Source organism: Microbacterium paludicola, assembly GCF_039529675.1.
GTDB classification, from domain to species: Bacteria; Actinomycetota; Actinomycetes; order Actinomycetales; family Microbacteriaceae; genus Microbacterium; species Microbacterium paludicola.
Window position 1 is genome coordinate 106,512 of record NZ_BAAANG010000035.1, and the last position, 13,620, is coordinate 120,131.

Annotated in this window: 10 protein-coding genes and 1 pseudogene; 3 read left to right on the plus strand and 8 right to left on the minus strand. The window is 71.0% G+C overall.

Translation table 11 applies throughout. The features are described 5' to 3' along the window. Positions 1-162 precede the first annotated feature (162 nt). Positions 163-942, minus strand: coding sequence for a glucosamine-6-phosphate deaminase (locus ABD161_RS13875; RefSeq protein ID WP_344004153.1), 780 nt, complete (start codon positions 940-942; stop codon positions 163-165). A gap of 54 nt (positions 943-996) precedes the next feature. Further along, positions 997-1,302, minus strand: a pseudogene (locus tag ABD161_RS16005) (ROK family protein); the annotation flags it as partial. 26 nt (positions 1,303-1,328) lie between these two features. Here ABD161_RS16005 and ABD161_RS13880 point away from each other — a divergent pair. From ABD161_RS13880 to ABD161_RS13890, 3 genes are all read left to right on the plus strand, one after another. Next, positions 1,329-1,973 (plus strand): family 20 glycosylhydrolase, encoded by a 645-nt coding sequence (locus tag ABD161_RS13880; protein WP_344004156.1) that lies wholly within the window; start codon positions 1,329-1,331, stop codon positions 1,971-1,973. A gap of 158 nt (positions 1,974-2,131) precedes the next feature. Continuing rightward, a complete protein-coding gene (locus ABD161_RS13885; RefSeq protein ID WP_344004159.1) occupies positions 2,132-3,661 on the plus strand; it encodes a L,D-transpeptidase family protein in 1,530 nt (509 codons plus the stop codon). 124 nt (positions 3,662-3,785) lie between these two features. Then, the gene (locus tag ABD161_RS13890; protein WP_135115352.1) at positions 3,786-4,235 is read left to right on the plus strand and encodes a GNAT family N-acetyltransferase; all 450 of its coding nucleotides are present in this window, start codon (positions 3,786-3,788) and stop codon (positions 4,233-4,235) included. Between the two features lie 564 nt (positions 4,236-4,799). Here ABD161_RS13890 and ABD161_RS13895 read toward each other — a convergent pair. The 6 genes from ABD161_RS13895 to purN all read right to left on the minus strand — a co-directional run bounded on the left by ABD161_RS13895 (position 4,800) and on the right by purN (position 13,497). After that, the gene (locus ABD161_RS13895; RefSeq protein ID WP_344004163.1) at positions 4,800-6,614 is read right to left on the minus strand and encodes an ABC transporter ATP-binding protein; all 1,815 of its coding nucleotides are present in this window, start codon (positions 6,612-6,614) and stop codon (positions 4,800-4,802) included. Beyond that, positions 6,611-8,473 (minus strand): ABC transporter ATP-binding protein, encoded by a 1,863-nt coding sequence (locus ABD161_RS13900; RefSeq protein WP_344004166.1) that lies wholly within the window; start codon positions 8,471-8,473, stop codon positions 6,611-6,613. The genes ABD161_RS13895 and ABD161_RS13900 overlap by 4 nt, the downstream gene beginning before the upstream one ends. Positions 8,474-8,727: 254 nt before the next feature. Further along, positions 8,728-9,228 carry a methylated-DNA--[protein]-cysteine S-methyltransferase gene (locus ABD161_RS13905; protein WP_344004169.1) on the minus strand — a complete coding sequence of 167 codons (501 nt, stop codon included), beginning with the start codon at positions 9,226-9,228 and terminating at the stop codon, positions 8,728-8,730. Then, positions 9,225-10,784, minus strand: coding sequence for a DNA-3-methyladenine glycosylase 2 family protein (locus ABD161_RS13910; RefSeq protein WP_344004172.1), 1,560 nt, complete (start codon positions 10,782-10,784; stop codon positions 9,225-9,227). Before ABD161_RS13910 ends, ABD161_RS13905 begins: the two co-directional genes overlap by 4 nt. 432 nt (positions 10,785-11,216) lie before the next feature. Further along, positions 11,217-12,827: a bifunctional phosphoribosylaminoimidazolecarboxamide formyltransferase/IMP cyclohydrolase gene (gene purH / locus ABD161_RS13915; protein ID WP_344004175.1), complete on the minus strand. Its 1,611-nt coding sequence runs from the start codon at positions 12,825-12,827 to the stop codon at positions 11,217-11,219. 70 nt (positions 12,828-12,897) lie between these two features. Beyond that, on the minus strand, positions 12,898-13,497 hold the full coding sequence (purN, locus tag ABD161_RS13920; protein WP_135114897.1) for a phosphoribosylglycinamide formyltransferase: 600 nt from the start codon (positions 13,495-13,497) through the stop codon (positions 12,898-12,900). Positions 13,498-13,620: the final 123 nt, after the last annotated feature.

Below are 13,620 nucleotides of genomic sequence, written 5' to 3' on the forward strand. Positions count from 1 at the left end.
AACGCGTGTGAAGGTGCACACGCCGCACCTTTACCCCCACCGGTTGCTGAGCGAGCGCCAGCGAGCCGAAGCGACCGACCCGAAGCCGCCCATCCGTGCGAGCGGGTCATCTCGACTCGCAAGCTCGCTCGATAACCGGGGTGCGGGACCTGAAAAACCTTGTTACAGCCCCTGCCAGGCGGGCTTGTTCGCGTAGGCGTAGCGGTAGTAGTCGGCGTGCGCGAGACGCGTGGCCGCCTGCTCGTCGATCACCACCGTGACGTGCGGATGGAGCTGGATCGCCGATCCCGGGAGCGACGCGGTCAGCGGCCCCTCGAGCGCGCCGGCGATCGCCTCGGCCTTTCCCTCGCCGAACGCGAGCAGCACGAGGTGCCGCGCCTCGAGGATCGTGCCGAGCCCTTGGGTGATGCAGTGCATCGGCACGTCGTCGATCGAGTCGAAGAAGCGCGCGTTGTCCTCGCGGGTCTGCTGCGTGAGGGTCTTCACGCGCGTGCGGGATCCGAACGACGATCCGGGCTCGTTGAAGCCGATGTGCCCGTCGGTGCCGATGCCGAGGATCTGAAGGTCGACCCCGCCTGCCTCCAGGATCGCCGCCTCGTAGATCTCGCCGTGGTGCTCGATGCCGTCGAGCGTCCCGTCGGGAACACGGATGCGGGCCGGGTCGAGCCCGAGCGGCTCGACGACCTCGCGGTGGATGACCGACCGGTAGCTCTCGTGATGCGCCGGGTCGAGACCCACGTACTCGTCGAGCGCGAAGCCGCGCACCTGCGACACGTCCACGCCGGCGAGGCGCGAGCGCAGCGCCTCGTACACGGGCAGCGGGGTGGATCCGGTCGCCAGTCCCAGCACCGCGTCGCGCTTGCGTGCGATGAGCGCGGCGATCTCGTCGGCGACGAGGGCTCCGGCCGCCGCGCGGTCGGGGACGATGACGATCTCAGCCATGGGAAGCCTCTCGTTCGGTTCAGAGCCCGGGCTCTCGTGTCCGCGTCGCGCCGTTCACCGGCCGAGGGCCGGTTCGTGCGTGGCGGGGACGGCGAGAGCGGCGCCGAGCGCTCCTGCCGATGAGTCCGGAGGGAGCAGTTCGATCCTCTCAGGCAGAGCGAGGGATGTCAGGAAAATCGACCGCGCAGAGCGCTCAACGAGCGCCGAACGAACAATCGCGCGCAGCCGATCGCCGAGGCGGGCGACTCCGCCGCCGATCACGATGACCGCCGGATCGACCGTGAGGGCGAGCACGTGCACGGCCGCCGCGACCCCGCGCGCGAGGTCGTCGCGCAGCGTGAGCGCTTCCGGATCCCCGGCCCGGGCTCGAGCCGTTCCTGCGCGAGGTGCTGGGCGAGATCGCGGCCGTCACCCCCGGCCCGTATGTGCACGTCGGCGGCGACGAGGCGCTCGGCACCGACCCCGCCGACTTCCGCGCGATGATCGAGCTCGCCACCCGCATCGTCGCCGAGACCGGCAAGACCCCGCTGACCTGGCACGAGGCTAGCGTCGCCGATCTGCCGCGCGGCACGATCGGCCAGTACTGGGGCTTCCGCACCGGCGACCACGCCGAGCGCGCGCGGGCGTTCGCCGACAAGGGCGGCCGGCTCATCCTGTCGCCCGCCGACGCCATCTACCTCGACATGAAGTACGACGCCGAGACGCCCATCGGCCTGACGTGGGCGGATGGGCCGACGAGCGTCGCCCGCTCCTACGACTGGGACCCGGCGGGCGTCATCCCCGACCTGCCGGAGGCGGCGATCCTCGGCGTCGAGGCGCCGCTGTGGACCGAGACGGTGCGCACGCTCGCCGACATCGACCTCCTGATGTTCCCCCGGATCGGATCGGCGGCGGAGGCGGGATGGTCGCCGCCCGCCGGCAGCGCCGAGCGCACGTGGGAGTCGTTCCGGGAGCGGATTGCCGGGCTCGAGGAAGCCTGGACCGAGGCCGGCATCGGCTTCCACCGCGCTGACGGCATTCCCTGGCGCTGATCCCGCTGACCGGAACCGACGGCCACCAGATGCTCAGCGCATCGTAGTGATTCTGTAATCGCACCACTGTCTGACCGGCTGTTTGCGGCCATACCCTATGTTGACGGCATCTCTGCGCAACCGATCGGCGCGCGGATCCAAGTCATCAGGGGGTAATCGTGACGGACGTGGCGACCAAGCCCGAGGGCGTGAGCGACGGCAGCGGTGCGGGCGACACGCCCACCGCGGTGACCACCGTGCTCGCGCCCGGTGAGGCGACCCCCGAGGTCCAGTGGGCGCAGGCGGATCCGCCGAAGAAGCGCCACCTCGGCGCGTGGCTCGGTTTCGGCATCCCGACCGGCCTCCTCGCCGCGGGCGCCGTTGTCGCCTCGCTCGTCCTGATCGCGCCCGGCGTCACCGCCGCCGGCGCCCCGGTCGGCCTGATGACGCAGGGCGCGGCCACCGAGGCCGTCGCCACCCACCTCGCCGACACCGAGTTCACGATCGGCGGCGCGACCCTCACGGGCGAGGAGCTCGGGCTCTCGATCGACGCGCAGGCCGTCGCGGGCGACGCGTTCGAGTCGTACCCCGCCTGGAACCTCGGCACCTGGGGTCAGGGCGAGGCCAGCGGCACCGTCACGATCGACGCCGAGAAGGCCACCGAGGCGCTGCGCGCCGCGGTGCCTGACCTGTACTCCGACTCGGTGAACGCCCAGGTCGTGTTCGACGGCGAGTCGAAGACCTACACCGTCGAGGAGTCCCAGGCGGGTCAGGGCGTCGACGTCGAGGCCCTCGCCGCGAGCGTCACCGAGGCCATCGCCGCCGGCCCCACCGAGGGCGGCCCGATCGAGATCTCCGCCACGCAGGCCGAGGTCGAGGCCGCCGCGACCACCGACGAGGCGCAGGCCTTCGCCGCGAAGCTGAACGACCAGGCCGACGCCGCCGGCTTCTACCTGCAGGAGGAGCGCGCGCACGGCGTGGCCCTCGACGAGATCCAGTCGTGGATGGACACCCAGGCCGACCCCGAGACGGGCGACTTCGTCGTGACCCCCGATATGGGCGCGATCGAGGAGGCGATCAAGGATCTCCCGGCCAAGGTGAACCAGGACGTCGTCAACGAGAAGGTCGTCACCAACTCGAACGGCGACCACCTGCACGTGCTGCAGGAGGGCCAGAACGGCTTCGGCATCGAGTCGACCGAGGGCGTGGCCGAGAGCATCGCCGACTCGCTGAAGGGCGGCGACCTTCAGTTCGAGCTGCAGGGCGACGTCGTGAAGTTCGAGACCCAGACGGTGTTCCGCCGCGTCGAGGTCGACAAGAGCGCCGGCATGACCTACATGTACGAGGGCCCGAAGTCGGGCGAGGAGAAGCTGACCGCGTCGTACCCCGTCGCGTTCGGCAAGCCCGGCTACGACACCCAGACCGGCCACTACGAGGTATACGGCCAGCTGACGACCCAGCACATGGGCGACTGCGACGCGGTCGGCAACTACGTGCCTGACCCCAGCACGAAGTTCGACTACTGCACGGGAAACGTGAAGTGGGTCACGTACTACAACGGCGACCAGGGCTTCCACGGCACGTACTGGCACAGCAACTTCGGTCCGGGCAACTTCCTCAGCCACGGCTGCGTCAACATGACCGAGGCCGCCGCCGAGCACATGTACCGCTTCGCGCAGGTCGGCACCGAGGTCTGGGTCCACGACTGAGTGAGACTCCCCGGATCTGCGGATCTGGGGAGTTCTCCCCCCATTCCATCGCGCGCACGTCCCGCCGACGGGAGCCGGGAAACTCGCTTGCGCGCCCCATCCGGGGAGCGGTTAGCCTGGCAGTATGACGCTGAACCTGGTCGAGCTCTCCGCCGCGACGATCGTCGCGGTGAACACCATGTCGCTGAAGCCCGGTCAGGAGCAGTTCCTCGCTCCCGTGTCGTACGGCATCGCCGCGACCGTCATCAATCCGTCAAAGGCCTGGCAGCGGGTGGTTCTCGACGGCGATGACGTCGTCGGCTTCGTCAGCGCGAGCTTCGACGAGGAGGCGCCGAGCGAGCACTTCCGCTCCGTGCTGCTGCGCATCAACGTAGATGCGGACGACCAGGGACGCGGCATCGGCCGCTTCGCCGTCGAGGCTCTCGTCGAGGAGGTGCGCCGCCGCGGGCTCGATCACCTCACCGTGATCTACGAGGCCGGCGAGGGCGGGCCCGAGGCCTTCTTCCACCGTGTCGGCTTCACACCGGTGGGCGAGACGGAGTACGGTGAAGTGGTCGCTGAGATCCGCGTCTAGAGATCCGGTCGACGGGGGATCCTCACTTCGACTTGTCTCATCGGTGCGACCTCGAGTCGCGGACGCTGAGCTCATGCCGGCGGCGGGGTCTCGAATCCCCCTCCCCCATCGAGACCCCGTCGCCATCCTCTTCACACCCGAAAAGCGAGAGCCGGATCCGCAGGATCCGCTCTCGCTTTTCCACATCCCCCGATCGCCGGGCCCAGCCGAGGCCAGCGTAGGCGGAGGGGTCGGGTCCCGAAGGCGCATCAGGGTGTCTGCGCCGGTCGTCCGCTCTGCGGGCGAACGTCGCAGACGGGTCCCCTGCTAGCGCCGGAGGGACCCGATCCCGCAGCCGAAGCGCACGCGCCCCGCAGACCCTCACAAGCCGGAACCCCGCCGAGCACCTTCCCCGGCCCGAGCGAGGCGGAGGGGCCGGGTTCCGATGGCGCATCAGGGTGTCTGGTCGGCTCGTCCGCTCTGCGGGCGAGCACGCCGGACGGGTCCCCTGCTAGCGCCAACGGAACCCGAGCCCCGCAGCCGAAGCGCACGCGCCCCGCAGCCGAAGCGCAACACCCCACGGGATCAGACGAGCGACTCCCGCCAAGCGGCGTGAAGCTGCGCGAACTTGCCCGTCCCCGCGATGAGCGCCTCCGGGGTGTCGTCCTCGATGACCGCCCCGTGCTCCATGACGAGCACGCGGTCGGCGATTGCGACGGTCGACAGGCGGTGGGCGATGATGATCGCGGTGCGGTCGGCGAGCAGGGTCTGCAGCGCATCCTGGATCGCGCGCTCGGACGGGATGTCGAGCGAGGCGGTCGCCTCATCCAGGATCAGGACCGACGGGTCGGCGAGGAACGCGCGTGCGAACGAGATCAGCTGGCGCTGGCCCGCGGAGACGCGGCCGCCGCGCTTGTTGACGTCGGTGTGATAGCCGTCGGGAAGGCTCTGGATGAACGCGTCGGCGCCCACGGCCTTGGCGGCGGCGACGATCTCCTCGAACGTCGCGTCGGGGCGTCCGAGCGCGATGTTGTCGGCGACCGTGCCGCTGAACAGGTAGGCCTCCTGGGTGACCATCACGATGGCGCGGCGCAGGTCGCGCGGGTGGAGGTCGCGCAGGTCGACGCCGTCGAGCGTGACCCGCCCCTTGCTCGGGTCGTAGAAGCGCGAGACGAGCTTCGCGAGGGTCGACTTGCCGGCGCCCGTGGTGCCGACGAGTGCGACCGTCTGCCCCGCGGGGATGTCGAGCGAGAAGGCGGGCAGGATCACCCGGCCCGTTCCGTAGGCGAAGGTGACGTCCTCGAAGCGGATGCCGCCACGCGCGTCGGGCAGGGCGACGGGGGCCGTGGGATCCGGCACGGTCGGCTCCTCCTCGAGCACGCCCGACACCTTCTCGAGGGCCGCGGATGCCGCCTGGAACGAGTTCAGGAACATGGCGACCTCCTGCAGCGGCGTGAAGAAGTTGCGCACGTACAGCACCGCCGACAGCAGCAGGCCGACGGAGAACTCGCCCCAGGTGAGCCGGACGCCGCCCCAGAGGACGACGATGCCGATCGAGAAGGCGGAGATCGCCATCAGGCCGGGCTCGAAGGTGCCGAACAGGCGGATCGAGCGCATGTTGACGTCGCGGTAGTCCATCGCGAGGTCGCCGAACTCGTCCTCGTTGCGCGGCTCGGTGCGGAACGCCTTGCCCGCGCGGATGCCCGTCATGGTCTCGACGAACTTCACGATCACCTTCGCGCTGATCACGCGGGAGTCGCGGTATGTGCGCTGCGAGGCCAGGTAGAACCAGCGCATCAGGAACGCCAGCGGCACGGCGGCGACGACGAGCACGAGACCCGACTGCCAGTCGATGATCATCAGCGCGATGAAGGTGAACGCGCCGTAGAGGACACCGTTGACGAGCTGCGTCAGGCCGCCGTTGAGGAGTTCGCGGATGGTGTCGAGGTCGCTCGTCTGGCGCGAGATGATCCGGCCCGACGTGTAGCTCTCGTGGAACTCGAGGCTCAGCAGCTGCGTGTGGCGGAAGACGCGTGTGCGCAGGTCGAGCAGCACGTTCTGCGTGACGCGGGCGGCGAGGATGTCGTACCAGGCGAGCAGGGACGCGCCGCCGACGGCGGTCACCAGGTAGGCACCGCCGATGAGCCAGGCGGGGCCCCAGTCCGAGCGCTCGAGCACGGCGGGCAGCGCGGCGGTGAGCCCGAGGCCGAGCAGCGCCGGGCCGAGCACGCGCAGCGCGGTCTGCGCGACGACGACGACGCCGACCAGGATGACCTGGCCCCGCATCGGCCGCAGCAGCGACCAGAGGAGCTTCAGCGAGCGCCGGCGGATCGCCTTGCTCTCCTCGCGCGTGTAGTCGGAGCGGTCCTCGCCCGCGGTTCCCTGCACTGTGCTGCTCATCGTGCTTCCCCATCCTGAGCGGTGATGACGTCGAGTTCGGACGTGGGGTTCGGGTCGTTGCGCCAGGCGCGCTCCTCGGCCTCCTCGCGCTCGAAGCTCGAGATGACGGAGCGGTAGTGCGACGAGGAGGCCATCAGCTCGGCGTGCGTGCCGATGGCGGTGATGCGCCCGCCCTCGAGCAGGGCGACGCGGTCGGCGAGGGCCACGGTCGAGGGGCGGTGGGCCACGATCAGCGCCGTGGTGCCGGCCAGCACGCGGCGCAGCTCGTGCTGCACGCGCTCCTCGGTGTCGACGTCGAGGGCCGACAGCGGGTCGTCCATCACGATCACGGCGGGGCGGGCGGCGACCGCGCGGGCGAGCGCGAGGCGCTGGCGCTGTCCGCCCGAGAGCGACAGGCCCTCCTCGCCGATCATGGTGTCCACGCCGAGCGGCAGGTCGTCGACGAACGCCGCCTGTGCGACGGCGAGCGCCTCGCGCAGCACGCGCTCGGCCTCGGGGCTGCCCGGGTCGAGGTCGTCGCGGCCGAGCAGCACGTTGTCGCGCACCGAGGCCGAGAACAGGGTGGCGTCCTCGAACGCGGTGGCGATGATCCGGCGCAGGTCGACGAGACGCAGGTCGCGCACATCCACGCCGTCGATCGTGACGCGGCCGCCGGTGACGTCGTAGAGGCGCGTCGGAAGGGTCGTCAGCGTGGTCTTGCCCGATCCGGTCAGGCCAACGAGCGCCATCGTCTCGCCCGGTCGCACCGCGAGGTCGATGCCGTTCAGCAGATCCGGCTCCGCGCCGCCCGCGTCCTGGTAGCGGAAGTGCGCGTTCTCGAATGCCAGGGCCCCCTGCGGATCCCGGATCTCGACGGGCTCGGCGGGGTCGGTGATGTCGTTGTGCGCGTCGAACACCTCGAAGATGCGGTCGGTGGCGGTGCGGGCATCCATCGTGAAGGCGAAGAAGAATCCGATGGACTCGATCGGCCAGCGCAGGATGGTGGCCATCGCGAAGTACGCGAGCAGCTGGGGCACGTCGATCTGCCCCATCGACGCGAGCAGGATGCCGAGCACGAGCGAGACCGCGAACGCGACCTCGGGCATGAACACGAGCCAGAAGTCGATGCGGGCGATCGCTCCGGCCTTGCGCATCTCGGTGTCGCGCAGGGTCTGGGCCTGGCGCGTGAAGCGGTGGAGGGCGTGCGGGCCGCGTCCGAAGGCCTTCAGCACGCGGATGCCGTGCACGCTCTCCTCGACGCTGGTCGCGAGGTCGCCCTGCTGATCCTGGCTGAGGCGCGTGAGCGTGCCGTACTGCTTCTCGAACAGGAAGCCCTGGATCCACAGGGGCAGGCCCGAGACGATGAAGACCGTGGCGAGCGCCCAGTGCCACTGGTACAGCAGCACCGCACCGATGATCACGGTGAGGACGTTCACCACCAGCAGGATGAGACCGAACGCCATCCAGCGGCGGATGAGGCTGATGTCCTGCATCATGCGGCTCAGCAGCTGGCCCGACTGCCAGCGGTCGTGGAACGACACGGGCAGGTGCTGAAGGCGGCTGTAGAACGTGCGCCGGATGTCGTACTCGACGAGGGTCGCGGGGCCGAGCACCAGCCAGCGGCGCAGGTAGACCATGAGTGCTTCGAGAAGGCCGAGCACGAGCACCGCGACCGCGCCCCACACCACGGCGGTGGTGTCGCCCGATGCGATCGGCCCGGAGACCAGCTGCTCGAGGACGATCGGGATCATCAGCGCGATGACGGCCGCGCCGAGTGCGGTGAGCGCGCCGAAGCCGAGCCGCGGCAGCACGGGACGGGCGAATTCGAGCAGGCGCAGGAGCGCCCTGGGAGTGGACAGGCGCGGAGAAGGGCTGGTCATGATCTCTCGAGAAAGGGGTTTCGTGCCGGAACCGGCGGAGCCTTCCAACCTATTGCCCGGAAAGCGCTGACCGCAATGAGTCGGGGCTGATCAGGGCAGAGTTTCGCTCCTGTTCGACCGTATCCCGGCTGGCGCACCCCGAGGGCGCCTCGGCGGAACTCCCGCCGCTTCTGGTCGTTGAGCGAGCGAAGCGAGTCGAAACGCCGCACCCACCCACCTTCCCGCCACATCGAGCCTGTCCGCGGCCGGCCCCGCTACAGCAGCGCCGCGCCCTCGCGCGCGAGCAGCGCGCGCTTGACGTCGAGGCCCCACGCGAAGCCGCCGAGCGAGCCGTTGCCGCGCAGCACCCGGTGGCAGGGCACGAACAGCGCCGGGGCGTTGCGCGCGCAGATCGACGCCGCCGCGCGCACCGCGCGGGGCGATCCGAGCGCGGCCGCGAACGCCGTGTACGTCAGGGGCGCGCCCGGAGTGATGCGGCGCAGCGCCTTCCAGCCGGCGAGCTGCAGCTCGGTGCCGCGCTGCCGCACGGCCACGTCGTCGATCGCGGCGACGTTCCCGGCGTAGTACGCCCGCACGGCGTCGGCCGCCGCGGTCTCGCCCTCGCGCACATCCACGGGTCGCAGGCCCGGATGGATCCGGTTCAGCATCGTCTCGGGGTCGGACGTCCAGCCGGAGGCGAGCACGGATCCATCCGCGTCGGCGACGAGCGTGAACGCCCCGTCGGGGGTGTCGAGGGTCTGGATGGTCGCGGTCATGACGCCTCCTCGGCGGGTTCCGGAAGCCGGACGGATGTGACGGGTGTGGTCTCCTGATGCCTCGTTCGCCTCACGGGCACCACCGGTCCGGTTTTCGGAACCGCGACGGCCGGCCCGGCGGCGAGCCGCCAAAGGTGCATCGAGAGGTACGAGCGCCACGGCGCGGTGCGCGCGGCCCAGGCGGCGAGCTCGCGCGGCTCGGCGGGGATGCCCGCGCGGGCCGCGCCGGTGCGCAGCGCGACGTCGCCGGTGAGCACGATGTCGGGGTCGCCGATCACGCGCATCCGGACGTAATCGGCCGTCCACGCGCCGATCCCGGGCATCGCCAAGAGCGCGGCGCGCTGCTCGGCGGCGTCGTCGCCGGTGGTGAGGGTGAGCTCGCCCGAGGCGAGCGCGGCGGCGGCACCCGTGATCGCCCGGATGCGCACGGCCGGGCCGCGCAGCACGTCCGCCCCGCGTTCGGCGATCGCCGCCATCGTGGGGAACAGGATGCGCTCCTCCCCGGCGAGCATCACGCGCTCGCCGAGTGCCTCGGTGAGGCGGGTGAGGTGCGTGCGGGCGGCGGCGACGGAGATCTGCTGGCCGACCATCGCGCGGATGAGCAGCTCGTGCGGGTCGGCCGTCCCCGGCAGCCGGATGCCTGGGTTCTCGGCGACGTGTGCGGCGAGCTCGGGATGCCGCGAGAGCGCCTCGTCGATCGCGACCGGATCGGCGTCGAGGTCGAACAGGCGGCGTGCTCGGGCGACGAGCGTGGACAGGTCGGCGAGGCTCTCGAGCTTCGCCTGCAGCCGCAGCCGGCCGCCCTCGTGGGAGAGCCGGAACCACGCGGGCCCGTGTGGAAGCCGGATGGCGCGGGCGAACGAGTGCGCATCGCCCTCCTCGACGCCGGCGAGGGCGCGCACGCCCATCCAGGCGAACAGCCCCGCGGGATCGAACGGCTCCCGGTACGGCAGCGCGAGGTCGATGCCGGTCGGGGTGGGCGATCCCACCCGGCGCCGCGCGCGCAGCTCGGTGGGGGTCATCCCGAACACCTCGCGGACCGTGTCGTTGAACTGGCGGACGCTCGCGAACCCGGCGGAGAAGGCGACATCCGCCGCCGGAAGGTCGGTGCCGACGAGCAGCAGCCGCGCGGTGTGCGCGCGGTGGGCGCGGGCGAGCGCGAGGGGGCCGGCGCCGAGCTCGGCCGCGAGCAGCCGCGTGAGGTGGCGCGACGAGTAGCCCAGCCGCGCGGCGAGCCCCGACACGCCCTCGCGCTCGACCACGCCGTCGGCGATGAGCCGCATGGCGCGGCCGGCGACGTCGCCGCGCAGGTTCCAGTCGGGTGATCCCGGCGCCGCCTCGGGCAGGCAGCGCTTGCACGCCCGGTAGCCCGCCTCGTGCGCCGCGGCGCTCGTCGGGTAGAACGTGACGTTCGCTTCCTTCGGCGTGCGTGCGGGGCAGGATGGCCGGCAGTAGATGCCGGTCGAGCGCACCGCCGTGACGAACTGCCCGTCGAACCGCGCGTCGCGCGACGAGATCGCCGTGTACCGCTGGTCGAAGGTCATGTCCGGGCTCATGCCCCAAGCCTGACACGGCGATCCGCCGACGGCTGGCGGTTTTCGGACACGGCGGTGTGACCGCCGTGCGCGGAGATAGGTGGCCCGGCGCAGGTCATCTCGACCCCCCGCCGGTTGCTGAGCGAGCGAAGCGAGCCGAAGCGACCGCATCACGGGCCTGGCCCGTGGCGAAGTCCGGGCCGTTTCGACTCCTCGCTGGCGCTCGTCGCTCAACGACCGAGGGAACCGCGACTCCGGAGCGGGATCCGACCCACCGCGAGCGGAGGGAGCGGGATTCCGCGGAGGAGTCGTTGGCGCGGGATTGGCGGGAGGATCGGCTCCCCGCCCGGCCCAGCACAGCGAAACGCCTCCCTCAGGCGCAAAGTCTGCGGGAGGCGATCCGAAGGGACTGCGACTCCGGAGCGGGATCCCGATCCCGACCGGCCAAGGGGCTCAGTGGAAGAAGTGGCGCTCGCCCGTGAAGTACATCGCGACGCCGCGGTCCTTCGCCAGGGCGATGGTCTCCTCGTCGCGCACCGAGCCGCCGGGCTGGATGATGACCTTCACGCCGGCGTTCATCAGCACCTCGGGGCCGTCCGAGAACGGGAAGAAGGCGTCGGACGCGGCGATCGATCCGGCCGCGCGCTCTCCCGCGCGCTCGACCGCGAGGCGGCACGAGTCGACGCGGTTGACCTGGCCCATGCCCACACCGACCGTGGCGCCGTTCCGGGCGAGCACGATGGCGTTCGACTTCACCGCGCGGCACGACTTCCAGGCGAACACGAGGTCCTGCACCGAGACATCCTCGGGCACCCCGCCCGCGACGAGCTGCCAGTTCGCGGCGACCGACTCGAAGTCGTCCTCGGGGAAGCGGTCGGCATCCTGCAGCAGGAGGCCGCCCGAGACCAGACGCACGTCCATCCCCTCCTGGCGCCAGTTCACGGGCAGCTTCAGCAGGCGCAGGTTCTTCTTCTCGGCGAACACCTCGAGCGCGGCCGGCTCGAAGTCGGGCGCCACGATCACCTCGGTGAAGATGTCGCGCAGATTCTCGGCCATCTTCAGCGTGACCGGGCGGTTCGCGGCGATCACGCCACCGAACGCCGACACCGGGTCGCACTCGTGCGCGCGAAGGTGGGCGCTCGCGATGGGATCGAGCGCGTTTGGGGCGGCGACCGCGATGCCGCACGGGTTCGCGTGCTTGATGATCGCGACAGCCGGCAGCACCATGTCGTACGCGGCACGCAGGGCGGCGTCGCCGTCGACGTAGTTGTTGTACGACATCTCCTTGCCCTGCAGCTGCGTCGCCTGGGCGATGCCGTGACCGCCGACGCGGGAGTACAGCGCCGCGCGCTGGTGCGAGTTCTCGCCGTAGCGCAGGTCGGCGAGCTTCTCGGCCTGGATGGTGAGGTGATCGGGCAGGCCGCTCTCGCCGACGAGGGTCTCCTCGGCGAACCACTGCGCGACGGCGGTGTCGTACGCGGCGGTGTGCGCGAACGCGCGGGCGGCGAGCTCGCGGCGCTGCGACAGCGAGGTGCCGCCGTCGGCGACGGCCTGGATGATCGCAGGGTACGACGAGGGCGAGACGACGATCGCGACATTGGCGAAGTTCTTCGCCGAAGCGCGCACCATCGCCGGCCCGCCGATGTCGATCTGCTCCACGACCTCGTCGCCCTCCGCACCGGAGCGGACGGTCTCGACGAACGGGTACAGGTTGACGATCACGAGCTCGAACGGGGCGATGCCGAGGTCGCCGAGCTGGTTCTCGTGGTGCTCGAGGCGAAGGTCGGCGAGCAGGCCGCCGTGCACGTTCGGGTGAAGCGTCTTCACGCGCCCGTCGAGCATCTCGGGGAAGCCGGTGATCGACGCGACATCCGTCACCTCGAAGCCCGCGTCGCGGATCGTCGCGGCCGTGGATCCGGTCGACACGATCTCGACCCCGGCGCCGGCGAGGGCCTCCGCGATCGTCAGCAGGTCGGTCTTGTCACTGACGGACACGAGCGCGCGCCGGATCGGCACCAGGTCGCGATCGCGGTACAGCGAGGGGTCGTGGCGGGGGCCGGCCATGTCGTGCTCCTTCGGGTGAGGCGGTGATCCGGATCCGGATGACGGATCGGCGGGATCGGTGGGGACGGATCTAAGCGGGCTGACGGGACGAGCGTGCGAGGTCGATGTCGCCGGTCGCGATGCGGCGCACCACGTCGATCAGGAGCCGCCGCTCGACCGGCTTGATCCGGTCGTGGAGCGTCTCCTCGGTGTCGCCGGGAAGAACCGGGATGCGCTCCTGCGCGAGGATCGGCCCGGTGTCGACGCCGTCGTCCACGACGATCACGCTGGCGCCGGTCTCCGGGACGCCCGCGGCAAGCGCATCGCGCACGCCATGCGCCCCGGGGAACTCGGGCAGGAACGCGGGGTGCGTGTTGATGATGCGCGGCTGCCAGCGTGCGACGAGCGCGGCGGGAAGCAGCCGCATGAGGCCGCTCAGCACGATCAGGTCGGGCTGCAGCTCGTCGAGCCGGCGGCCGAGCTCCTCGGCCCACTCCTCGCGCGAGGTGTACTCGCGGAACGGCACAACGAAGCCGGGGATGCCGAACTCGTCCGCATGAGCGAGCCCTGCGGCATCGCGATCCGCGCCCACCGCGACCACTCGCGCCGGGTACGCGGGATCGTTCGCCGCCTCGAGGAGGGCCCGGAGATTCGAGCCCGTGCCCGAGATGAGAACGGCGACCGACAGCATTGGGTTAGTTTCTCACGCCGAGTTCCTTTGCTCACGCCGCCCGCATCCACTCGGGCACCCGCTTCGCGGATGCCGCTCGCGTGTGCGGACGCTGTCGCTTCGCTCCATCGAGGGGCGTGAGGA

Bases quoted from the DNA above. Each gene is read 5' to 3' on its own strand.
- ABD161_RS13890 (WP_135115352.1), top strand. From the start codon at position 3,786: ATGACGCTGAACCTGGTCGAGCTCTCCGCCGCGACGATCGTCGCGGTG.
- ABD161_RS13900 (WP_344004166.1), bottom strand. From the start codon at position 8,473: ATGACCAGCCCTTCTCCGCGCCTGTCCACTCCCAGGGCGCTCCTGCGC.
- ABD161_RS13895 (WP_344004163.1), bottom strand. From the start codon at position 6,614: ATGAGCAGCACAGTGCAGGGAACCGCGGGCGAGGACCGCTCCGACTAC.
- purN (WP_135114897.1), bottom strand. From the start codon at position 13,497: ATGCTGTCGGTCGCCGTTCTCATCTCGGGCACGGGCTCGAATCTCCGG.
- ABD161_RS13905 (WP_344004169.1), bottom strand. From the start codon at position 9,228: ATGACCGCGACCATCCAGACCCTCGACACCCCCGACGGGGCGTTCACG.
- purH (WP_344004175.1), bottom strand. From the start codon at position 12,827: ATGGCCGGCCCCCGCCACGACCCCTCGCTGTACCGCGATCGCGACCTG.
- ABD161_RS13910 (WP_344004172.1), bottom strand. From the start codon at position 10,784: ATGAGCCCGGACATGACCTTCGACCAGCGGTACACGGCGATCTCGTCG.
- ABD161_RS13875 (WP_344004153.1), bottom strand. From the start codon at position 942: ATGGCTGAGATCGTCATCGTCCCCGACCGCGCGGCGGCCGGAGCCCTC.